The sequence below is a fragment of the Actinocorallia sp. B10E7 genome, assembly GCF_039871655.1.
GTDB lineage: Bacteria > Actinomycetota > Actinomycetes > Streptosporangiales > Streptosporangiaceae > Actinocorallia.
Map to the genome: position 1 here is coordinate 241,256 of NZ_JBDPLZ010000002.1, position 20,023 is coordinate 261,278.

Below are 20,023 nucleotides of genomic sequence, written 5' to 3' on the forward strand. Positions count from 1 at the left end.
CTTCTGATGGAAAAGTTCACGGTTCACACGGGTCGCGCGGTGCCGCTGCGGCGCAGCAACGTCGACACCGACCAGATCATCCCGGCGGTGTGGCTGAAGCAGGTCTCCCGGACCGGCTTCGAGAAGGGCCTGTTCTCCGCCTGGCGCGAGGACCCGGAGTTCGTGCTGAACAACCCGGTGTACGAGGGCGCCTCGATCCTGGTCTCCGGCCCCGACTTCGGCACCGGCTCCTCCCGTGAGCACGCCGTCTGGGCGCTGCAGCAGTACGGCTTCCGGGTGGTCATCGCCTCCCGGTTCGGCGACATCTTCCGCAACAACTCCACCAAGATGGGCCTGCTGCCCGTCATCCTGGACGAGAAGGTCGTCGGCGAGCTGCAGGACGCGGTGGAGAAGGACCCGGCCACCGAGATCACCGTCGACCTGGAGAAGCGCGAGGTGCGCTCGGGCGGCCTCACCGCCTCCTTCGACCTGGACGACTACACTCGCTGGCGGTTGATGGAGGGTCTGGACGACATCGGCCTGACCCTGCGGCACGCCGAGGACATCGAGGCCTTCGAGGCCACCCGTCCGTCCTGGCTGCCCGTCACCCAGTAGACCCGGCCCGCACCAAGGCCGAGAACGGTCCCCCGCGCCACAAGCCGGCCGGGCCGGCAACAATGAGCACGCACCCTTCGGAAGCACCTTTCCGGCGGGTGCGTGTCTCGTTTCCGGGGGCGGTGCGAAGCCGATGATCGCGGGGCTGCGACAATGCCCGGATGGGTGCGAGCGAGACCTGGCAGTCGGGACCCGCGTGGGAGGACCCGGAACTGACGTTGCTGGCCGCCCGGCTGCGGGCGGCCCACGAGCGCATCTCGCCCCTTCCCCGGGGGCCCCGGCTGCGGCTGCACCGCCATCTGCTGGCGATCACCGATCTGGCCAAACGGGACCAGGAGCTGGCCGCGCGGCGGCTGGCGGTCTTCCTCGACCAGCTGGACCGGGGCCTGGAGCCGGAGTGACGGGCTCGCCGGACGAATCCCAACGAATTACAATAGAACCGGTGATTTCTCACGATGGTTTCGTCCATGACATGGGAAAACTCGCCACACGGTGATTGTGCCGGTGCTCGGATGCCCCTAGTTTCGGGGGCGCAACGGGGTAACCGGAGGAGCAAACCCTATGAACAAGCGTGAGCTGGTCGACGCGATCGCCGAACGGCTGAGCGGCAGCAAGAAGGAGGCCGCCGAAGCCGTCGACGCGATCCTCGACACGATCCAGGCGACGGTGGCCAAGGGCGAGAAGGTGGCCATCACGGGATTCGGTTCGTTCGAGAAGGCGGACCGCCCCGCCCGTACCGCGCGGAATCCCGCGACCGGCAAGACCATCGAGGTCCCGGCGACCTCGGTGCCCAAGTTCAAGGCCGGAGCCGACTTCAAGAACCTGGTCGCGGGCAAGTAACAGCCGCCCGCAGAGAGAGCGCCCGCACGTTCCGCGTGCGGGCGCTCTCTTTGGCGGACGGCCCGTGCCGCGGGGAGGTCAGGGCAGGGGCAGCGTCGAGAGGGTGAGCGCGGTGACGCGCTCGCCGTCCCAGGCGAGGTTGACCCGCTGGCCGAACCGCAGCAGCCGCAGCCCGCCCGCGTCGAAGGCGGCGCTGTCGAACGGGAGCTCGCTGCCGTCGTCCAGCAGCACGCTGCCCGTCCGGTCGGCGGGATCGAAGTCCTTCACGGTGCCCTGCATGCCCGGCAGCCTACCCGGCCGCCCTAGCGGGGACTCATGGAGAGGATCTTCTCCGCCACCGCCGCGGTGCGCGGCCCCACACCCAGCTCCAGCGCGGCCCTGAGATCGGCCAGGGTGTCGACGTCCGTCCTGACGCTCGGAACCGGCCCCGGGCGCAGCTCCGGGACGCCCAGGGCCAGATGGCGGGCGCGGGAGGGCCCGCCGAAGGCCGGGGCGAACTCCTCGCCGGCACGGGCGCTGTAGAACACCGTGCCCGTCCCCGCGCGATCAGGAAGGAAGCCGTGAGGAAGACGTTCCGCCTCGCAGAGCACCGCCTGCAGTTCCTCGGGCCGCAGCGCCGGGAGGTCGGCCTGCAGTGCGGCGAGCCCCAGGCCCCTCGGCCTGATCCACTCCGCGCCCCGTCGCAGCGCCTCGTTCAGCCCCGGCACCGGCCCGTCGGGCACGACCACCGCGCCCAGCGCGCCCAGGCTGTCAGCGGCGCGCGGATCCTCGGTCACGACCACCACGACGCCCACGGACGGGCAGCGCAGCGCCGCGCCGACGGTGTCCGTCGCGACGGCCAGGGCGAGCTCGCTCCGGTACGCCCCGGCGGCCGCGGCGAGCCGGGACTTGCCCAGCGCCAGGCGCTTCACCGGAACGATCATCGACCAGAGGTTCTTTGACATCAGAGGCGAGATTATGGTGTTGCGGTCTCCACTTGTTCGCCAGGCCGCCGGAAGGGGGTGTCATCCCTCATGACCTACCGGTACTCCCGAGGGTGGCGCCTGTTCACCATCGTGCTCCTGAGGCCCCTGCTCTTCCTGCTGCTCGGACGCGACTGGCGGGGGCGGCACCGGATCCCCGCCTCCGGCGGGGTGATCATCGCGGCCAACCACCTCTCCGAGGCCGACCCGCTGGCGCTGGCCCACTACGTCTACAAGGCCGGACGGTTCCCCGTCTTCCTCGCCAAGGACGCGCTGTTCCGGATACCGCTCGCCGGCCGGCTGCTGGCGCTGATCGGGCAGATCCCCGTCGCCCGCGCCACCGAGGACGCCTCGGCCGCCTACGAGAGAGCGCGCGAGGCGCTGGCCGCGGGCGAGTGCCTGGTCTTCTACCCGGAGGGCACCTGCACGCGCGATCCGCGGCTGTGGCCGATGGCCGCCAAGACGGGAGCCGCACGGCTGGCGCTGGAGACCGGGGCCCCGGTCATCCCGGTCGCCCACTGGGGGGCGCAGGACCTGCTGCGATACCGCAGCTCCGCACTGCGCCTGTTCCCCCGCAAGACGATGAAGGTGATCGCCGGCGAGCCCCTCGACCTGACCGCCTATACGGGGCGCCCCCTGGACGCCGATACCCTCAGAGCGGCGTCGGACGACATCATGCGGGCTATCGCGGAGCTGCTGGGTGGGTTGCGCGGGCAGCGACCGCCTTCGGAGCTGTACGTCCACCGGCGAGAAGTCCGCCCGGACCGTAGGTACGAGGGAGCGTAGACAGACGTGACACGGGTTGCGGTGATGGGCGCGGGGTCCTGGGGGACCGTCTTCGCGAAGGTCCTCGTGGACGCGGGCTGCGAGGTCGTCCTGTGGGGGCGCAGGGACGAGGTGGTCCAGGACGTCAACGAGCGGCACGAGAACACCGAGTACCTGCCGGGCGTCCGGCTGCCCGAGGGGCTGCGGGCGACCACCGACCTGGCCGGCGCGCTCGCCGGAGCCGAGTTCGTCTGCCTGGCCGTCCCCGCCCAGACCCTGCGGGAGAACCTGGCGGCCTGGGCGCCGCACATCCCGTCCGACGCGGTGCTGGTCAGCCTCATGAAGGGCATCGAGTCGGGCACCACCCGGCGCATGTCCGAGGTGATCGCCGAGGTGCTGGGCGCGGGCCCCGAGCGCATCGGCGTGGTCTGCGGGCCCAACCTCGCGATGGAGATCGCCCGCGGCGAGCCGGGCGCGGCGGTCGCCGCCTGCGCCGACGAGCGCACCGCGCAGCGGCTGCAGGCCGTCTGCATGACGCCCTACTTCCGGGTCTACACCAGCACCGACGTGATCGGCTGCGAGCTGGGCGGCGCGGTCAAGAACGTCATCGCGCTGTGCGTGGGCATCGCCACCGGCCTGGGCTTCGGCGACAGCACCAAGGCGCTGCTCATGACCCGCGGCCTGGCCGAGATCACCCGGCTGGGCGTGGCGCTCGGCGCGCAGGAGCCGACCTTCGCGGGGCTGGCGGGGCTCGGCGACCTGGTGGCCACCTGCAGCTCGCCCTACTCCCGCAACCGCACGTTCGGCGAGAACCTCGGCCGGGGCATGACCCTGGAGGAGGTCGTCGCGGTGACCAAGCAGACCGCCGAGGGCGTCAAGTCGTCCCGGCCGGTGCTGACCCTGGCCCGGCGGCACTTCGTCGAGATGCCGATCACCGAGGTGGTGGCGGCGGTCATGCACGACGGGGTGCCGATCGAGGAGGCGTATCTCAAGCTCATGACGCGCTCCCCGAAACCCGAACGGTACGGGGTATAGGGGACATGGAGGGGAACGCCCCCGTCCCGGCCCGTACCCGGGCTGACCAGCCGGTAGGGTCAGGCATCATGCCCGAGAAGATCAGAGTGGCCGTGGTGTTCGGCGGCCTCAGTTCAGAGCACGCCATCTCCTGCGTCACCGCGGGCAGCGTCATGGCCGCCATCGACCCCGAACGCTACGAGGTGCTGCCGGTCGGCATCACCCGCGACGGGCGCTGGGTGCACGCACCCGAGGGGCAGCGGCTGGCCATCGAGGACGGGACGCTGCCCGAGGTCACCGACGGGCGGCCGCTCGACCTGCAGCGCACCCTCGCCGAGGTGGACGTGGTGCTGCCGCTGCTGCACGGGCCCTACGGCGAGGACGGCACCATCCAGGGGCTGCTGGAGCTCATCGGGGTGCGGTACGTCGGCGCCGGCGTCATGGCCAGCGCCGCCGGCATGGACAAGGCCTTCATGAAGCTGATCTGGCAGGCCCAGGGACTGCCGGTCGGCCCGTACGTCATCGTCACCGACCGCGAGTGGCGGCTGGAGCGCGAGCGCAAGCTGGACGAGATCAAGCAGCTCGGCTGGCCGGTGTTCGTCAAGCCCGCCCGCGCCGGCTCCAGCATGGGCATCTCCCGAGTCACCCGGGAGGAGGACCTCATCCCGGCGATCGAGGCGGCCCGCGAGCACGACCCCAAGCTGATCATCGAGGCCGGGGTCGAGGGCGTCGAGGTCGAGTGCGGGGTGCTCCAGGGCGGGGACGACGGCCCCACCGAGGCGAGCCTGCCCGCCGAGATCGTCATGCTCGGGCAGCACGACTTCTACGACTTCGAGACCAAGTACCTGGACGGCACGTCCCGGCTGGAGATCCCGGCGAACCTCCCGCCCGAGGTGATCGAGGAGCTGCGCGCCACGGCGGTGCGGGCGTTCGACACGCTGGGCTGCGAGGGCCTGGCCCGGGTGGACTTCTTCGTCACCCCCGGGCGCGAACTGGTGCTCAACGAGATCAACACCATGCCGGGCTTCACCCCGACCTCGGCCTTCCCGCAGATGTGGGCGGCCACCGGAGTGGAGTACGGCGAACTCGTCGACCGGCTGATCCAGACCGCCCTGCGGCGTCCCCTGGGACTGCGCTGACGTCGTCCCCTCGGGGGACAGGGCGTCCCGGGTGTGCCTTCAGTGCCTCCAGGGTATCCAGGCGCGCTGGGCGAGGGTGGCGGCGTCGTTGACCTTCACGCCCTCGGAGGAGACGGTCCACAGGGTGTCGCCGATGACGAGCGAACGCCGGATGTGGCCTTGCCCCGGGTGCTTCACCGAGCCCTCGCGGGTGATGGCGTCGTCCTTGACGGTGAGGACGAGGGCCCTGCCACCGGAGTCGGGCAGGACGGTCAGGCCGGTCGGGGCCCAGTGGAGGAAGGCGTGCTGGTCGTACTCGACCTGGGTGTCGTAGACCTTCGGCAGGTGCAGCCGCGACAGCCTCCGGGGCGAGCCCGTCACGTCGAAGAGGGAGATCTGGGCGCCGCGGGCGCGGCCCTTGGCGTCGGCCTCCCGGCCCACGCCCAGCAGCCTTCCCTCGGCGGTCGGGTGCAGGTAGGCGGAGTAGCCGGTGATCTTCAGCTCGCCGAGCGACCTCGGCCTCCTCGGGTGGGAGAGGTCCAGGGCGTAGAGCGGGTCGACCTGGCGGAAGGTCACCACGTAGCCGCGCGGGCCCGCGAACCGCACCGAGTAGATGCGCTCGCCGCGGCCCAGTCCGGTCAGCGAGCCGACCTCCCGCAGCAGCGGGCCGTGGGGCTGGAGCACGTGGACGGTGCTCACCTGCTTCTCATCGTCGGTGACGGCGACGCGGAGGTTCCCCTCGTACTCCGACATCGAGTACTGGTTGAGCAGCCGTCCGCGGAGCTCCGTCGAGGCGGCGTAACGCGGACGCCCTTCGCCGATCTCGAACTTGTGGATCTGGGTGACGGGCCTGCGCCACGGAGAACCCGTCACGTACAGGCTCCGGGCGGTGCCGTAGACGGTGTCGCCGTCGGCCACCACGGAGACCGGGTCCCCGTCGCCGAAACCCCTCGCCAGGTCCACGGTGAGGACGGTGAGCATATTGATCTCGTTGCCGTCTTTGCTGTTCCGGGGATGGCTGATCCGCTCGCAGGGGACGCGGTGGGAGGTCTTCCTCCCGTCGACCGTGATGTCGTAGCCGGGCTGGAAGGCCTCCAACGGGGCCTTCCGCACGGCCCGGCGATTGAGCTCCGCCGCCCGCTTCTCCTTCTTCTCGTGGTCGGAAGGGCCGCCCCAGTCGAACCCGGGGAACCGGATGTCGGGAGAGGTGCGCAGGACGAGACGCGCCACCGAACCGACCTGCCGCGCGTCCACCAGAGAACCGCCGGCCTTGAGCGAGCCGAGGACCTTCGGCGCGGCGAGGTCCACGTGCAGGACGTTCAGCTCGTCCGCCCCCGGAGCGGGCAGCAGGCCCGCGGGCTTGGCCGTCATACGGAAGCCGCTGCTCAGCAGGAGGGCCCGGTCGCCACTGATGAGCAGGTCGGCCGGGTTCCGGAACTCCCTGGGCAGCCTCAGCCGGTGGACGACCCTCCGGGACGCGGCGTCGATGATCTGGAGCCGGCCCTCGGCGACGGTGAACACCCGGGAGCCGTCCGTCTTCACCAGGTCCGGCTCGTCCACCCCGGACTCGTGGACGTTCGTTCCGGAGTACGGGGCGGTCGCGCCCGAGGCCGGTGCCGCGCTCGCGGCGAGATTCTTCTCCGCCGCGTCCATGCCGTAGAACATCGGCCCGTCGAAGCCGTAGGGACCGACCCTGGCCGCGGCGGAGGCGCGCAGCGACTCCAGGAGGTCGCCGCAGCCGGAATAGGAGACCAGCCGCATGGGCGGGGCCTCCCCGGCCTGAGGAGAGCGCTCCGGAACGCTCTGGCAGCCCGCCAGAAGTACCGGGACACCGAACAGGGCGGTGAGAGCACGTCGCATGGGTCGCATGATCTCAGGACGTGACCGGCGCCACGCGGCGTTGCACGAGAAAAGAGCGTCTCGGACTGTGAGACGACAATTACTTCCGGGAAAAGGCCGGGAAACGGGTCCGAAACAGCCTTCGGTGCACTATCTCTCTGGCCGACTGTTCCCGTGTGAGCCGCGAAAGGAATCCTTCGTGCCTCTGTCGTACGGCGCCCAGACGGTGCCAGGACACACCCGCTGGCACCCGGAGATCCCGGCCGTCGCCGAGGTCATCTCGGGCGGCTCGGTACGGATGGAGTGCAGGGGGCCGTGGGGCGCGAGAGAGGCGCTGCTGTGCGGTCCGATCGCGGTGGTCGGCGCCGAACCCGGCGACGTGATCGTGGTGGACGTGCTGGGCGTCGGGCGCTCCGAGGGGGTGGCGGCCCCGGACGCGCACCCCGGAATCATCGGATGCGCGCCGGGGGACGAGGACCTGCCGGTCTCGGTCGACCCCGACGGGCCCCTTCTGGGGCGGGTCCGTCCGGGGCTGGCCGCCTACCAGCCGGTGGCCGCCCGCGCCGTCCGCACCGCGGCCCGGGCCGGGGACGTCGGCTCCTGCTCCGACGCGAGGCTCGGCGCGGGCTCGCGGATCGTGCTCCCGGTCCAGGTGCGCGGCGCGAAGCTCTCCGTCGGGGACCTGCACTTCGGTGACGGCTGCACCGCCCTGGACGGCTGGATCGACCTGCGCGTCAACCTCACCAAACGCGGCGTCGAACGCTTCCACGTGACGGGCCCGCTGCTGATGCCGGTCTAATACTGGCCTTCGGGCTTGGCGGGGAGCCCGCTCAGCGACGGGGTGAACTCGGTGAGGATCTCGCCGGGGGGAGTGCCCGCGGGGGCGTACTTGGGAGGGATCGTCACCTCGACGTAGGCGGCGCGGCCCACCAGCGTCCACACGCGCGGCCGCTCGGCCTCCTCGGGGAGCCAGTCGAGGCCGTCGATGGTCACGACGCGTTCGATGAGGCCGGTGTCGGGGTCGGAGGGGCGCGGCACCCCGCAGCGCAGCGCGACGGCGGGGCTGCCCCAGACCGCGACGTAGGGCGTCGAGGGGTCGGTCTCCCGGCGCTCCAGGCCGTCGACCTTCGCGGGGAGTTCCAGCTTCCGGCAGGCCTGCGCGGCGGCGGGGTCGGGGGAGGGCGCCACGACCTGGACGGGGCCGCCGGAACAGGCGGCGGTCGCCAGGATCGCGGCGAGGGCGGCGCCCGCGGCGACGCTCGGTCTCATCGGTCGTCTCACAGGTGCACGATAGGACAGGTCAGAGTCCGGGTGATTCCGGGTAGTGCCTGGATGCGGGCGACCACGAGCCTGCCCAGGTCGTCCATGTGGGGGGCCTCGGCCATGGCGATCACGTCGTAGGGGCCGGTGACGTCGTCGGACCGGACCACGCCGGGAATCGTGCGGATCGCCCCGGCGACCTCGGCCGCCCTGCCGACCTCGGTCTGGATCAAGATGTAGGCCTGCACCATCGCGGTCTTCCCGGTAGGGGTGGGAGAAAAGCCGACTGATCGTCACCGTACCTTGGAGCGTCCGGGAATTTCAGGGAGGGGCGTCATCGAGATCGGAGAGGCCGGGGAGTTCGGCCTGATCGCAAGGGTCGCCGGGCGGTTCCCGCAGGGGCCGCTGGTGGAGCTGGGGCCGGGGGACGACGCGGCGGTGGTCCGCGCGCCGGACGGGCGCGTGGTCGCGAGCATGGACCTGCTGGTGGAGGGGCGCCACTTCCGCACCGACTGGTCGAGCGCCTACGACGTGGGGCGCAAGGCCGCGGCGCAGAACCTCGCGGACATCGTGGCGATGGGCGCGAGGCCGACGGCGCTGCTGGTGGGTTTCGGGGCGCCGCCGGAGCTGGAGGTGGCCTGGGCGGAGGAGTTCAGCGACGGGCTGCGCGACGAGTGCGCGCTGGTGGGGGCGTCGGTCGTCGGAGGCGACACCGTGCGCTCGGAGGGCATCACGGTGGCCGTCACCGTGCTCGGCGATCTCGGCGGCCTGCCTCCGCTGACCCGTACGGGCGCCCGTCCCGGCGAGGTGGTGGCGGTGCGCGGCAGGCTCGGATGGGCCGCCACGGGCCTGGCGGGGCTGCTCGGGGAGGCGGAGGTGCCGGAGCGGTTCACGGCCGCGCACCGGCGTCCTGAGCCGCCCTACACGGCGGGCGAGGAGGCGCGTTCTCTCGGCGCCACGGCGCTGATGGACGTCTCGGACGGTCTCGTGCAGGACCTGGGGCACCTGGCGCGGGGAAGCGGCGTGGGGATCGCCCTGGCGTCGGCCCTGGTGCCGCTCGACGAAGGGGTGGCGCTCGCGGACGCGCTGACCGGAGGGGACGACCACGCGTTCGTCGGGACGTTCCCCGCGGGCGGTGTCCTGCCGCCGTCCTGGAGGGTGCTCGGCGAGGCGGTCGAGGGCGGCGGGGTGACCGTGGACGGCCGTCCGGTGGAGCACGGCGGGTGGGACCACTTCGGCGTTACTGAATGAACGCATCTCTGGTAATAAGAGTCTTTTAAGCGACTTGGATTACTCATCCGGTAGGCGGACTTGGGCCGGTTTTGGTATACATCCCAGGAACGAAGAGGATGGGATGGGACGACACACCACTGTGGATGAGGCGCTCCCGGTCGCCGAACCCAAGCGCATGGCCTGGCTGGGCCGCACGCCGCTGATGCCCCTCCTCGCGGGGGTCGTCGCGGTCGGCGTCATCGCGGCGGCCTTCAGCACCCGGCAGATCTCGCTGAACTTCGCCGGCGGGACGCCCGCGAACCCCGGTTCGGCGGCGTGCGCGGGCTGCGAGAGCCTCGCCGACACGCAGGACGGGGCGGAAGGCGGGCGGACCGCGGAGGACTCGGCACAGCAGCCCCTGGCGGCGCCCTCGAAGCCGTCGCTGCCCCCGCAGGCCACCCGGACGGTGTCGCAGCAGCCGCTCAGAGTCGAGATCAAGCTGGACGAGATGACCCCGGGCGGGTTCACCGCGGTGGCCGTCATCCGCAACGCCTCCAAGACGTCCAAGAACTGGAAGCTGGCCTTCCGCATCCCCAACGCCGTCGTGGTCGGCGTCCAGGGCGCCACCTTCCGGACGACCAGGGAGCACGGCGGCACCACCTGGTTCACCGGGCTCGGCCCGCTCGAAGGACGCCAGGCCGTCAAGGTGGCCTTCACCGCCGAGGGGGCCTGGTCCAAGCCCGCGGTCTGCAAGGTCAACGGACGCGACTGCTCCTGATCCCTCCGGTTCTCCGGGGCCGGTCGGATAGGGTCTGACCATGGCTGTCGCCCCTCCCCGCGTCCTGACCGTCGCCGGCTCCGACTCCGGCGGCGGCGCCGGAATCCAGGCGGACCTGAAGACCATGCTCGCCCTGGGCGCGCACGGCATGAGCGTCGTCTGCGCGGTGACCGCGCAGAACTCCCTGGGCGTCCAGGGCTACTGGGAGCTGCCGCCCGAGGCGGTCGAGGCGCAGCTGGAGTCGGTGCTGTCCGACATCGGCGCGCAGGCCGTCAAGACGGGCATGCTCGCCTCCACGGCCCTGGTCGAGACCGTCGCGGCGCGGCTGTCGGAGTACCCGGCGCCGCTGGTGGTCGACCCGGTGGGCGTCAGCAAGCACGGAGACCCCCTGCTGGCCCGGGACGCCGTCGACGCGGTGAGGCACAAGCTGCTGCCCGTCGCGACGGTCGTCACGCCGAACCTGTGGGAGGTCGAGCTCCTCACCGGGGTGAAGGTGGAGTCGGAGCGGGACCTGCTCCGCGCGGCGGAGGCGGTCAGGGAGTTCGGCTCGGAGTGGGTGCTGATCAAGGGCGGCCACCTGTCCGGACGTCCGGTGGACCTGCTCTACGACGGCACCGAGACCTACGAGTACGCCGCGCCGCGCCACGACAACCGGCACACCCACGGCACCGGCTGCACCCTGGCCTCGGCGATCGCCACGCGGCTGGCGTTCGGCGACACGATGCCCGAGGCGGTGGGCGCGGCCAAGGAGTACGTCACCGGCGCGATCGAGGCGGGTTTCCCGCTCGGCGTCGGCATCGGTCCGGTCGACCACGGCTGGCGGCTGCGCGCCCGCTGAGCATTCCGCTCGTCTCCGATTTTCTTTTCTCGCTGATATCGAAATCGCCGTATTCGCTCGTGGAATTTCACACTGAGATCTGCGAGCGGGGCCGTCTCGTGATTTGCGGCGCCTTCTTCGGCGAGGGAAAGTGAAAGGGCGCGGGCGCCGCCCGGGTTCGCGGGGCTCGGGACGGGCGAACGCCGAAGACCCGGCACGCCTCGACGGCGACCGGGTCTTCTGAAGTACCTCGAGGAGTGAGGTGTCCTAGCGGGCCAGGGGGCGCTGGATCTTGCCGGCCTTGAGGCAGGACGTGCAGACGTTCACGCGCTTGGTGGTGCCGCTGATGACCGCGCGGACACGCTGGATGTTGGGGTTCCAGCGGCGCGGGGTGCGACGGTGCGAGTGGGACACGCTCATACCGAAGCCGGGGCCCTTGCCGCACACTTCGCAGTTGGCAGCCACGGTAACTCCAAACAGTCGAGAACTGGGACGCCCGGAGCACGGGGGCTGCGGGACGTTCACACGGAAACACAAGGAAAAGGTCCCCACGCAGGGGACGCCCCAACAGGTTAGCCGACCGAGCCCCCGGAGGCGAATCGGGGCGGAGGAGCCCGGGGAACTCGCGCACCGGACGCGGCAGAGCCGCCCGAACTCGTGCGTCTCGTGACGAACGAGACGCCGATGGTCGGAATACGCTCTGAAGCGGCAGGGGAGGTGCGGTGCTCGACATTCTGGACGCGACGGCGGTACGGCGCTGGGCGCGGCTGGCCGCCGACGCGCTGGGACGGACCCGGCGGGAGATCGACACGCTGAACGTCTTCCCCGTGCCCGACGGGGACACCGGCACCAACCTGCACCTGACCGTCCTGGCGGCGGCCGAGAGCGTGGCGGAGCTGCCCGAGGAGGCGCCGCTGCCCGAGGTGTGGCGGGCCCTGAGCCGGGGCGCGCTGATGGGCGCGCGAGGCAACTCCGGGGTGATCGTCAGCCAGATCCTGCGCAGCCTCGCGGAGATCCTGGGTTCGGGGGGCAGGCCGGACGGCCCCCTGCTGGAGGAGGCGCTGGCGTACGCGACGGAGCTGGCCAGGGCGGCGGTGGCGCACCCGGTGGAGGGCACCATCCTCACCGTCCTGCGGGCCGCCTCGGAGGCGGCGGGCGGGACGACCGCGGCCGAGGTGGCCCGGTCGGCGGCGCGCGGGGCGCGAAGGGCGCTGCGGGAGACGACGGGACAGCTGGACGTGCTGGCCGAGCGGGGTGTGGTGGACGCGGGTGCGGCCGGGCTCTGCGTGCTGCTGGACGCCCTCGTCGCGGTGGTGACGGAGGAGTATCCCGAACGCTACGAGGTCCCGGCCAGGGACGAGACCAAGAGCGTCGTCATCGCGCATCCGGCGGAGAAGGACTTCGGCTACGAGGTGATCTACCTGCTGGAGACCGAGGACGAGCGCGTCCCCGAACTGCGCGCCGCCCTGGACGTCCTGGGCGACTCCCTGGTGGTGGTCGGCGGCGACGGGCTGTGGAACGTCCACGTCCACGTGGACGATGCGGGCGCCGCGATCGAGGCGGGTCTGGCCGCGGGCCGCGCCTACCGCATCAGGGTGACCCACCTGGGCACGGCGAAGGCGCCGAGGGCCCCGCACACCGGCAGAGGGGTGGTGGCCGTGACCGCGGCGGACGGCCTGGCCGCGCTGTTCGAGGAGGCGGGCGCGTCGGTGGTGCGGCGCCCGTCCGGGGGCCTGCCGCAGCTGGCCGTCCTGGTGGAGGCGATCCTGCTGGCGGGCGACGAGGTGGCGGTGCTGCCGAACGAGCCCGAGGTGCTGGCGCTGGCCGAGGCGGCGGCGGCCCGGGCCCGCGACAGCGGCGTCAAGATCGCGGTGATCCCCACGGAGGCGTCGGTGCAGGGGCTGGCCGCGCTGGCCGTCCACGATCCGCTGCGCCACTTCCACGAGGACGTGATCGAGATGGCGGGCACCGCCCGCGCCACCCGGTTCGGCGGCCTGCAGGTGGCGGCCGAGGAGGCGATGACCACCGTGGGCATCTGCCAGCCAGGTGACGTGCTGGGGCTGCTGGAGGGCGACGTGGTGATGATCGGATCCTCCGCGGGCGAGGTCACCAGGGGGCTGCTGAACCGCATGCTCTCCGGCGGCGGGGAGCTGGTGACGATGATCACCGGGGTGGGGGTGCCGCCCGGCCTCGTCGCCGAGGTGGAGGAGGAACTGCACGCCCGGCGGCCCGATGTGGAGCTGACCGTCTACGACGGCGGCCAGGTCCTCTACCCGGTGCTGCTCGGGGTGGAGTGATCCGGGGCGTCGAAAGCCCCCGGCCCCACCATCCGACCTTTGCGTGACCGGATCATTACCTGTAGTAGTGTTCGGTGTGGTGTTCGACACCCGCCTGTAGACCACGCGCCGGAAAGGAGGGCCGGGAAGTGAGGAAGTTCCGGCCGCGTCCCGGCTGGGTGGTGCAGGCCTACCGGTTCGCCCTGGACCCCAACGCGGGCCAGGAGGCGGCGTTGCGGTCGCATTGCGGTGCGGCCCGTACCGCCTACAACTGGGCGGTGGGCTGGGTGACGGCGTCCTGGCGGCAGCGCGGCGCCGAGCAGACCTACGGCCTCGGCGGTGAGGAGCTGACGGAGTGGCGGCCGTGGTCGCTGCCGGAGCTGCGCAGGGCGTTCAATGCGGCCAAGCGCACCGATCCGCGCTTCGCCGACTGGTGGCGGGAGAACTCCAAGGAGGCCTACAGCACCGGCCTGGCTGGCGCAGCCGCCGCGTTCGACAACTACGCCAAGTCCAAGCAGGGCAGGCGCAGGGGCGGGCGGGTGGGGAGGCCGCGCTACAAGGCCAAGCACAAGACCGCGCTGTCGTGCCGGTTCACCACCGGCACCATCCGCCTGGAGCCCGACCGCAGGCACGTCACCCTGCCGCGGCTGGGCACGCTCCGCACGCACGAGCCCACCGGCAAGCTTCACCGCCGTCTCGAAGCCGGGAACGCGAGGATCCTGTCGGCCACCGTTCGGCACGAGCGGGGCCGGTGGCTGGTGTCCTTCCAGGTCGAGGTGCAGCGGGACCTCCGGCGGGTGACCCGGCCCGGGAGCGCGGTCGGCATCGACCTGGGGATCAAGCACTTGGCGGTCCTGGCCGACAGCCGCGGCGAGGTCCGCCACGTCCCCAACCCCAAGCATTACGAGACGGCGCTGAAGAAGCTCAGACGGCTCTCCCGGCGCGTCTCGCGCCGCCGGGGCCCGGACCGGCGCACGGGGCGGAGTCCGTCGAACCGGTGGGTCAAGGCGAACGCCGAACGCAACCGGGTGCAGCATCGGGTGGCGAACCTGCGCGAGAACGCCCTGCACCAGCTGACCACCGCCGTTCGGGCCGAGTACGCGGTCGTGGTGGTGGAGGACTTGAACGTCGCCGGGATGCTGCGCAACCGGCGCCTGTCCCGGAAGATCGCCGATGCCGGGTTCGGGCGGCTCCGGCGTCAGCTGACGTACAAGGGGCACCGTCATGCCTGCCCCACGGTGGTGGCGGACAGGTGGTTCCCTTCGTCGAAGACCTGCTCGGGGTGCGGTGCGGTGAAAGCCAAGCTGCCGCTGCACGTCCGGGTGTTCGACTGCGAGCATTGCCCGCTCGTCCTGGACCGGGATGAGAACGCGGCCCGCAACCTCCTCGCCCTCGCGGCGAGTACAGCAGTGACAGGTACCGGAGCGGCCGGAGACCTGGGCGCGAAAGCGCCGAAGCCTCGTGGAGCCGACCGTAAGACCCGCACCACCCGCCCCGGCCACCAGGCCGGGACGGGCCGGGCAGACGGCGCGAAACCACCGCACCAGCTGCGGGGGAAGGAAACGAGGACCGTCAACGGACATCCAGCCTGCGCGGCCGTGGTGTCACCGTTACGGACCTTCCCGGCCGAAAGGCCGGGGATGCTGATCTCCGACTATGAGATCAGCAACGGATGAGACAGGTTCACCGTGCCGGGGTCCGGGTTCGGCGGGGCGCCGGTCAGTTCATGGCCGCGACGCGCGCGCCCAGCATGCGGCAGATGCCCGCGGCGGCGGCGTCGAGGTTGCTCGCGGCGGCCAGCAGGTCGCCCCAGGACCACCAGAGGGCCTGGTCCTCGAGGAACACGTGCTCGGCGGAGCCGGGGAGGCCCGGGTTGCTGACGTGGAGCGCGGGCGGACGGCCGATGGGCTGGTCCAGCCGGGCGCGCAGTCCGTGTGCGGTCAGCCGGTCGGCGAGTTCCCGCAGGCAGTCGGTAGAGGTCAGGGTGACCATGAAAGATCTCCACTTCATTGTGGGGGGGTTTCTGGGCACTTACTTAAGGATTGCCCGGTTTTACCGAAATAAGCAAGTGAAACCAGTGATCTTTACCATTGTGCCGGTTCGCATGGTGATCCGATGGCGTTATCCCTCCGAAGCCCGGCTCCCGGGGCGTGAACCGCCTCACGGCCGTGGTCCGGGACGTCGATGTCGGCGGCATCGGCTGTAATGGGCTCGTGGTGAATCTCAGCGCAGACCTGCGAAGGGCGGTCGGGGACAAGACCGCCAAGATCCTCACGGCCAAGTGGGAGATGCGCACCGTCGGCGATCTGCTGCGCCACTACCCCCGCCGGTACGTCAGGCACGGGGAGCTGACGGACCTCGCCTCCCTCGCCGAGGGCGAGGACGTGACGATCGTGGGCAGGGTGGTCCGGCGCGAGCTGCGCAAGCTCCAGCGCAAGCCGTACCAGGTGTTCGAGGTGACGGTGCAGGACGCCACCGGGAACACGCTCAACCTGAGCTTCTTCGGCACCGGCGTCTACCGCGCGGACAAGGAGCTCCAGCAGGGCACCCTGGCGATGATCGCGGGCAGGGTCGGGCACTACCGGGGGAAGGTCCAGCTCAACCACCCCGACTTCGAGGTCATCCCCGCGCTCGCCTCCGCCGAGACGGTCGAGGAGTACGCCACCAAGCCGATCCCGCTGTACCCGGCGACCAAGGAGCTCGCCTCCTGGAAGATCAAGAGCGCGATCGACCTCGTCCTCGGCCCCGGCCTGGAGGTGCCGGACCCGATGCCGCCCGAACTGCTGGCCCGGCACCGACTGATCTCGCTGACCGACGCGCTGGAGCGCATCCACCGGCCCCGCGACGACGACGAGCTGAACTCCGCCCGGCGCCGCCTGAAGTGGGACGAGGCCTTCTACGTCCAGCTCGCCCTGGCCCAGCGCCGGCACGCGGCGGCCGCGCTGCCCGCCGCGCCCCGGCCGCCGCGTCCGGGCGGGCTGCTGGAGGTGTTCGACGCGTCCCTGCCGTTCACCCTCACCGAGGGCCAGCGCGCCGTGGGCGAGGAGATCTCCGCGGACCTCGCCGGCTCCCACCCCATGCACCGGCTGCTGCAGGGCGACGTGGGCGCGGGCAAGACGATCGTGGCGCTGCGGGCGATGCTGCAGGTCGTCGACGGCGGCGGGCAGGCGGCGCTGCTCGCGCCCACCGAAGTGCTGGCCCAGCAGCACCACCGCTCGATCACCGCGCTGCTGGGCCCGCTGGCCGAGGCCGGCCGGCTGGGCGGCGCCGAGCACGCCACCCGGGTGGCGCTGCTCACCGGCTCCCAGGGGGCCAAGGCCAAACGGGCGGCGCTGCTGGAGGCGGCCTCCGGCGAGGCCGGGATCGTGGTGGGCACGCACGCGCTGATCCAGGAGCACGTGCAGTTCGCCGACCTCGGCCTCATCGTGGTGGACGAGCAGCACCGCTTCGGCGTCGAGCAGCGCGACGCGCTGCGCGAGAAGGTCGCCGGGGGGAGGCCGCACGTGCTCGTCATGACCGCCACGCCCATCCCGCGCACGGTCGCCATGACGGTGTTCGGAGACCTGGACACCTCGGTGCTGCGCCAACTGCCCGCGGGACGGTCCCCGATCGCCACCCATGTCGTCCCGGCGGAGAAGCCCGCCTACCTGAAGCGGGCCTGGGAGCGCATCCGCGAGGAGGTGGAGCAGGGCAGACAGGCCTACATCGTGTGCCCCCGCATCGGCGAGGAGGACGCCTCGCCCGCGGCGCATCCCGGGGAGGCCGCGCCGCAGGAGGGCGCGCGCCCGCCGCTGGCCGTCCTGGACCTCCTGCCGATGCTGGAGGGGGAATTGCTGGCGGGCCTGCGCATCGGGGTCCTGCACGGCCGGCTGCACCCCGACGAGAAGGACGCGGTGATGCGCCGGTTCGCCGCCGGGGAGCTGGACGTCCTGCTGGCCACCACGGTGATCGAGGTGGGGGTGGACGTGCCGAACGCCACCGTCATGATGATCATGGACGCGGACAGGTTCGGCGTCTCCCAGCTGCACCAGCTGCGCGGCCGGGTCGGCCGGGGAAGCCTGCCCGGCCTGTGCCTGCTGGTCACCGACACCCCGCCCGAGAGCGGGTCCAGGGAGCGGCTCGACGCGGTGGCCGCCACCACGGACGGCTTCGAGCTCTCCCGTCTCGACCTGGAGCAGCGCCGCGAGGGCGACATCCTGGGCGCGGCGCAGTCCGGCCGCCGCTCCACCCTCCGGCTGCTCACCCTGCTGCGTGACGAACGCCTCATCGCCCGCGCCCGCGAGGAGGCGGCCGCCCTGGTCGCCGCCGATCCCGAGCTGGCCGCCCATCCCGGCCTGGCCGAAGGGCTCGCCGAACTCCTCGACGAGGACCGCGTGGAGTACCTGGAGAAGGCCTGAGTCCCCTCAGCCTCCGCGGGACCGTGCCGGACCCGTTCGGGGGAGAATGAGGGCATGACACGGGTGATCGCCGGGGTGGCGGGGGGCAGAAGGCTGGCGACGCCGGAGGGACGGGACACCCGGCCCACCGGGGACCGGGCCAGGGAGGGGCTCTTCTCGACCGTCGGAGCCCTGCTGGGATCCCTGGAGGGGGTCCGGGTGGCGGACCTCTTCGCCGGATCGGGGGCGGTGGGGCTGGAGGCGCTGTCGCGGGGCGCGGCGCACGCGCTGCTGGTGGAGGCGAACGCCAAGGCGGCCAGGGTGATCCGGGAGAACATCCGGACGCTGGGACTGCCGGGCGCGGAACTCGTCGTCGACAAGGTCGAACGGGTCCTGAGCCGGCCGCCGGAGGAGCCCTACGACTTCGTGTTCGCCGACCCGCCCTACGCGGTGGCGGACGAGGCGGTCGTCGCGCTCCTGGAAGCGCTGCGGGACAACGGATGGCTGGCGCCGGACGCGCTGGTGGCGGTGGAGAGGGCGAGCCGGGGAAGAGCGCTGGAGTGGCCCGCGGGGTACGAGGCGGAACGTGACCGCAGATACGGGGAGGCGATCTTCTACTACGGGTCGCACGCGTGATGCCGAGGGCGCTGCGAAGGAGACGGAGCACGATTTGGTACGGTCTCGCCGTTCGAGCTGAAAGGGAATATCGCCGTGCGCCGTGTCGTCTGCCCGGGCTCCTTCGACCCGGTGACCAATGGCCATCTGGACATCATCAGCAGGGCCTCCCGCCTCTATGACGAGGTGGTGGTGATGGTGTCCATCAACCTTGCGAAGAAGAGCCTGTTCACGGTGGAGGAGCGGCTCGAACTGATCCGCGAGGTCACCAGGGACTACGGGAACGTCAAGGTGGACGCCTTCCGCGGTCTCACCGTCGACTACTGCAAGCAGCACGACATCCCCGTGATCGTGCGGGGGCTGCGGGCGGTCACCGACTACGACTACGAGCTGCAGATCGCGCAGATGAACCACCGCATGTCGGGGGTGGAGACCCTCTTCATGGCGACCAACCCGCTGTACGCCTTCCTCTCGTCGAGCCTGATGAAGGAGGTCGTCCAGTGGGGCGGCGACGTGACGGGCCTGGTGCCCCAGCTGGTGCACGACCGCCTGATCGAGCGGCTCAAGGACTCCTGAGGAGGTCCGGGGCCTCCCCGGCCGCCCGAACAGCGGTGCGCGAGTTGGGATAGCCTCCAGGCTTCGGTATCCTTGGTGGTCGGCCATGCCTGACGTGGCGATCCAACCGTGCACGATGCTCACCCGACGGTCCGTCCTCCGGCCGGCCCGAAGGTGGGACCGAAGGGGGAACCCTGTCCAGTCTTGATCCCAAGGCTCCACTCGTCCTCGACACGAGAACGCTGGGCCGCCGTCCGGGATCGATGAAGGAACAGCGGATCACCGCCCCGGCACCAGAGGGTCTCGGCGTCGAGATGGTCGGCGTTCCCAAGGACGCCGAACTCGAGCTGGACCTGCGGCTCGAATCGGTGATGGAGGGCGTGCTCGTCTCGGGCACGGCGTTCTTGCCCATCGAGGGGGAGTGCGCACGCTGCCTGGACGAGATCTCCTTCACCATGGAGGTCGAGTTCCAGGAACTGTTCGTCTACGACGACACCCGCTCAGCGGCGGGGGCCGACGAAGACGAACGTCGTCTGGAGGGAGATCTCCTCGATCTCGAGCCGGTGCTCAGGGACGCGGTGGTGCTCGCACTGCCGTTGTCCCCCCTGTGCCAGGACGATTGTCCCGGCCTCTGCGCGGAGTGCGGTGAACGGCTGGCCGATGTCGGCCCCGAGCATTCACACGACGTCGCCGACCCCCGGTGGGCGGCACTGCAGGGCCTTGTCGAAACACGAGAAGAAAGCCAGGAGGGCTGACAAGTGGCCGTCCCGAAGCGGAAGAAGTCCCGCAGCAACACCCGGCACCGCCGGTCCCAGTGGAAGGCGCCCCGCGTCGCGCTGGTCGAGTGCCCGCAGTGCCGGGACCAGAAGCTGCCCCACGTCGCGTGCGGCACCTGCGGTACCTACAACAAGCGCCAGGTCGTCGAGACGGCCTGAACCGCCTGAGAAGAGTGAATCCGGGGGTCGGCTCCGTGCGTCGCACGGTCCGCCCCCCGGTTTCGTG

The 20,023-nt window shown here is 71.4% G+C and carries 24 protein-coding genes; 17 read left to right on the forward strand and 7 right to left on the reverse strand.

Going from position 1 to position 20,023, the window contains the following annotated elements; genetic code table 11:
* Positions 1–6 precede the first annotated feature (6 nt).
* The 3 genes from leuD to ABGB12_RS06145 all read left to right on the forward strand — a co-directional run bounded on the left by leuD (position 7) and on the right by ABGB12_RS06145 (position 1,434).
* Positions 7–594, forward strand: a complete 588-nt coding sequence (leuD, locus tag ABGB12_RS06135) for a 3-isopropylmalate dehydratase small subunit (RefSeq protein WP_347675277.1) — start codon at positions 7–9, stop codon at positions 592–594.
* Between the two features lie 161 nt (positions 595–755).
* Positions 756–995: a hypothetical protein gene (locus ABGB12_RS06140; protein WP_347675278.1), complete on the forward strand. Its 240-nt coding sequence runs from the start codon at positions 756–758 to the stop codon at positions 993–995.
* Between the two features lie 160 nt (positions 996–1,155).
* The gene (locus ABGB12_RS06145; RefSeq protein ID WP_347675279.1) at positions 1,156–1,434 is read left to right on the forward strand and encodes an HU family DNA-binding protein; all 279 of its coding nucleotides are present in this window, start codon (positions 1,156–1,158) and stop codon (positions 1,432–1,434) included.
* Between the two features lie 78 nt (positions 1,435–1,512).
* Here ABGB12_RS06145 and ABGB12_RS06150 read toward each other — a convergent pair whose 3' ends face one another.
* Positions 1,513–1,713 carry a hypothetical protein gene (locus ABGB12_RS06150; RefSeq protein ID WP_347675280.1) on the reverse strand — a complete coding sequence of 67 codons (201 nt, stop codon included), beginning with the start codon at positions 1,711–1,713 and terminating at the stop codon, positions 1,513–1,515.
* 23 nt (positions 1,714–1,736) lie between these two features.
* Complete coding sequence (gene cofC, locus ABGB12_RS06155; protein WP_347675281.1) at positions 1,737–2,378, reverse strand: 2-phospho-L-lactate guanylyltransferase; 642 nt, start codon at positions 2,376–2,378, stop codon at positions 1,737–1,739.
* A 69-nt stretch (positions 2,379–2,447) separates the two neighbouring features.
* Between cofC and ABGB12_RS06160 the strand changes: the two genes are divergently transcribed.
* From ABGB12_RS06160 to ABGB12_RS06170, 3 genes are all read left to right on the forward strand, one after another.
* On the forward strand, positions 2,448–3,182 hold the full coding sequence (locus tag ABGB12_RS06160; protein ID WP_347675282.1) for a lysophospholipid acyltransferase family protein: 735 nt from the start codon (positions 2,448–2,450) through the stop codon (positions 3,180–3,182).
* 6 nt (positions 3,183–3,188) lie between these two features.
* Positions 3,189–4,196 carry an NAD(P)H-dependent glycerol-3-phosphate dehydrogenase gene (locus tag ABGB12_RS06165; RefSeq protein WP_347675283.1) on the forward strand — a complete coding sequence of 336 codons (1,008 nt, stop codon included), beginning with the start codon at positions 3,189–3,191 and terminating at the stop codon, positions 4,194–4,196.
* Positions 4,197–4,264: 68 nt separating this feature from the next.
* A complete protein-coding gene (locus ABGB12_RS06170; RefSeq protein ID WP_347675284.1) occupies positions 4,265–5,314 on the forward strand; it encodes a D-alanine--D-alanine ligase family protein in 1,050 nt (349 codons plus the stop codon).
* Positions 5,315–5,353: 39 nt separating this feature from the next.
* On the opposite strand, the gene ABGB12_RS06175 is transcribed toward ABGB12_RS06170, so the two are convergent.
* Positions 5,354–7,153 carry a beta-propeller domain-containing protein gene (locus ABGB12_RS06175; protein WP_347675285.1) on the reverse strand — a complete coding sequence of 600 codons (1,800 nt, stop codon included), beginning with the start codon at positions 7,151–7,153 and terminating at the stop codon, positions 5,354–5,356.
* Positions 7,154–7,331: 178 nt separating this feature from the next.
* Between ABGB12_RS06175 and ABGB12_RS06180 the strand changes: the two genes are divergently transcribed.
* A complete protein-coding gene (locus tag ABGB12_RS06180) occupies positions 7,332–7,931 on the forward strand; it encodes an acetamidase/formamidase family protein (protein WP_347675286.1) in 600 nt (199 codons plus the stop codon).
* Here the strand turns inward: ABGB12_RS06180 and ABGB12_RS06185 are convergent.
* Both ABGB12_RS06185 and ABGB12_RS06190 read right to left on the reverse strand, forming a co-directional pair.
* The gene (locus ABGB12_RS06185; protein ID WP_347675287.1) at positions 7,928–8,413 is read right to left on the reverse strand and encodes a DUF3515 domain-containing protein; all 486 of its coding nucleotides are present in this window, start codon (positions 8,411–8,413) and stop codon (positions 7,928–7,930) included. The genes ABGB12_RS06180 and ABGB12_RS06185 overlap by 4 nt on opposite strands.
* Entirely contained in the window at positions 8,410–8,643 is a 234-nt protein-coding gene (locus ABGB12_RS06190) for an Lrp/AsnC ligand binding domain-containing protein (RefSeq protein ID WP_347675288.1), read from the reverse strand. The genes ABGB12_RS06185 and ABGB12_RS06190 overlap by 4 nt, the downstream gene beginning before the upstream one ends.
* Positions 8,644–8,695: 52 nt before the next feature.
* Between ABGB12_RS06190 and ABGB12_RS06195 the strand changes: the two genes are divergently transcribed.
* The 3 genes from ABGB12_RS06195 (at position 8,696) to thiD (ending at position 11,220) form a co-directional block, all read left to right on the forward strand.
* Positions 8,696–9,643 (forward strand): thiamine-phosphate kinase, encoded by a 948-nt coding sequence (locus tag ABGB12_RS06195; RefSeq protein ID WP_347675289.1) that lies wholly within the window; start codon positions 8,696–8,698, stop codon positions 9,641–9,643.
* Between the two features lie 103 nt (positions 9,644–9,746).
* Positions 9,747–10,382 carry a hypothetical protein gene (locus ABGB12_RS06200; protein WP_347675290.1) on the forward strand — a complete coding sequence of 212 codons (636 nt, stop codon included), beginning with the start codon at positions 9,747–9,749 and terminating at the stop codon, positions 10,380–10,382.
* A 40-nt stretch (positions 10,383–10,422) separates the two neighbouring features.
* The gene (gene thiD / locus ABGB12_RS06205) at positions 10,423–11,220 is read left to right on the forward strand and encodes a bifunctional hydroxymethylpyrimidine kinase/phosphomethylpyrimidine kinase (protein WP_347675291.1); all 798 of its coding nucleotides are present in this window, start codon (positions 10,423–10,425) and stop codon (positions 11,218–11,220) included.
* A 246-nt stretch (positions 11,221–11,466) separates the two neighbouring features.
* On the opposite strand, the gene rpmB is transcribed toward thiD, so the two are convergent.
* The gene (gene rpmB, locus ABGB12_RS06210) at positions 11,467–11,664 is read right to left on the reverse strand and encodes a 50S ribosomal protein L28 (protein ID WP_106398010.1); all 198 of its coding nucleotides are present in this window, start codon (positions 11,662–11,664) and stop codon (positions 11,467–11,469) included.
* 257 nt (positions 11,665–11,921) lie between these two features.
* Here rpmB and ABGB12_RS06215 point away from each other — a divergent pair, with 257 nt between their 5' ends.
* Positions 11,922–13,496 carry a DAK2 domain-containing protein gene (locus ABGB12_RS06215; protein WP_347675292.1) on the forward strand — a complete coding sequence of 525 codons (1,575 nt, stop codon included), beginning with the start codon at positions 11,922–11,924 and terminating at the stop codon, positions 13,494–13,496.
* Positions 13,497–13,624: 128 nt separating this feature from the next.
* Positions 13,625–15,151, forward strand: a complete 1,527-nt coding sequence (gene tnpB / locus ABGB12_RS06220) for an IS607 family element RNA-guided endonuclease TnpB (protein WP_347675293.1) — start codon at positions 13,625–13,627, stop codon at positions 15,149–15,151.
* Between the two features lie 43 nt (positions 15,152–15,194).
* Here tnpB and ABGB12_RS06225 read toward each other — a convergent pair whose 3' ends face one another.
* Positions 15,195–15,467: a hypothetical protein gene (locus ABGB12_RS06225; RefSeq protein WP_347675294.1), complete on the reverse strand. Its 273-nt coding sequence runs from the start codon at positions 15,465–15,467 to the stop codon at positions 15,195–15,197.
* A 224-nt stretch (positions 15,468–15,691) separates the two neighbouring features.
* On the opposite strand from ABGB12_RS06225, the gene recG reads away from it, so the two are divergent.
* The 5 genes from recG to rpmF all read left to right on the forward strand — a co-directional run bounded on the left by recG (position 15,692) and on the right by rpmF (position 19,956).
* Complete coding sequence (gene recG / locus ABGB12_RS06230; RefSeq protein ID WP_347676069.1) at positions 15,692–17,872, forward strand: ATP-dependent DNA helicase RecG; 2,181 nt, start codon at positions 15,692–15,694, stop codon at positions 17,870–17,872.
* 54 nt (positions 17,873–17,926) lie between these two features.
* The gene (rsmD, locus tag ABGB12_RS06235) at positions 17,927–18,487 is read left to right on the forward strand and encodes a 16S rRNA (guanine(966)-N(2))-methyltransferase RsmD (protein WP_347675295.1); all 561 of its coding nucleotides are present in this window, start codon (positions 17,927–17,929) and stop codon (positions 18,485–18,487) included.
* A gap of 75 nt (positions 18,488–18,562) precedes the next feature.
* Positions 18,563–19,042 (forward strand): pantetheine-phosphate adenylyltransferase, encoded by a 480-nt coding sequence (gene coaD, locus ABGB12_RS06240; RefSeq protein ID WP_347675296.1) that lies wholly within the window; start codon positions 18,563–18,565, stop codon positions 19,040–19,042.
* Between the two features lie 242 nt (positions 19,043–19,284).
* Positions 19,285–19,776 carry a YceD family protein gene (locus tag ABGB12_RS06245; protein WP_347675297.1) on the forward strand — a complete coding sequence of 164 codons (492 nt, stop codon included), beginning with the start codon at positions 19,285–19,287 and terminating at the stop codon, positions 19,774–19,776.
* Between the two features lie 3 nt (positions 19,777–19,779).
* The gene (rpmF, locus tag ABGB12_RS06250) at positions 19,780–19,956 is read left to right on the forward strand and encodes a 50S ribosomal protein L32 (RefSeq protein WP_347675298.1); all 177 of its coding nucleotides are present in this window, start codon (positions 19,780–19,782) and stop codon (positions 19,954–19,956) included.
* The last annotated feature ends 67 nt before the right edge of the window (positions 19,957–20,023 follow it).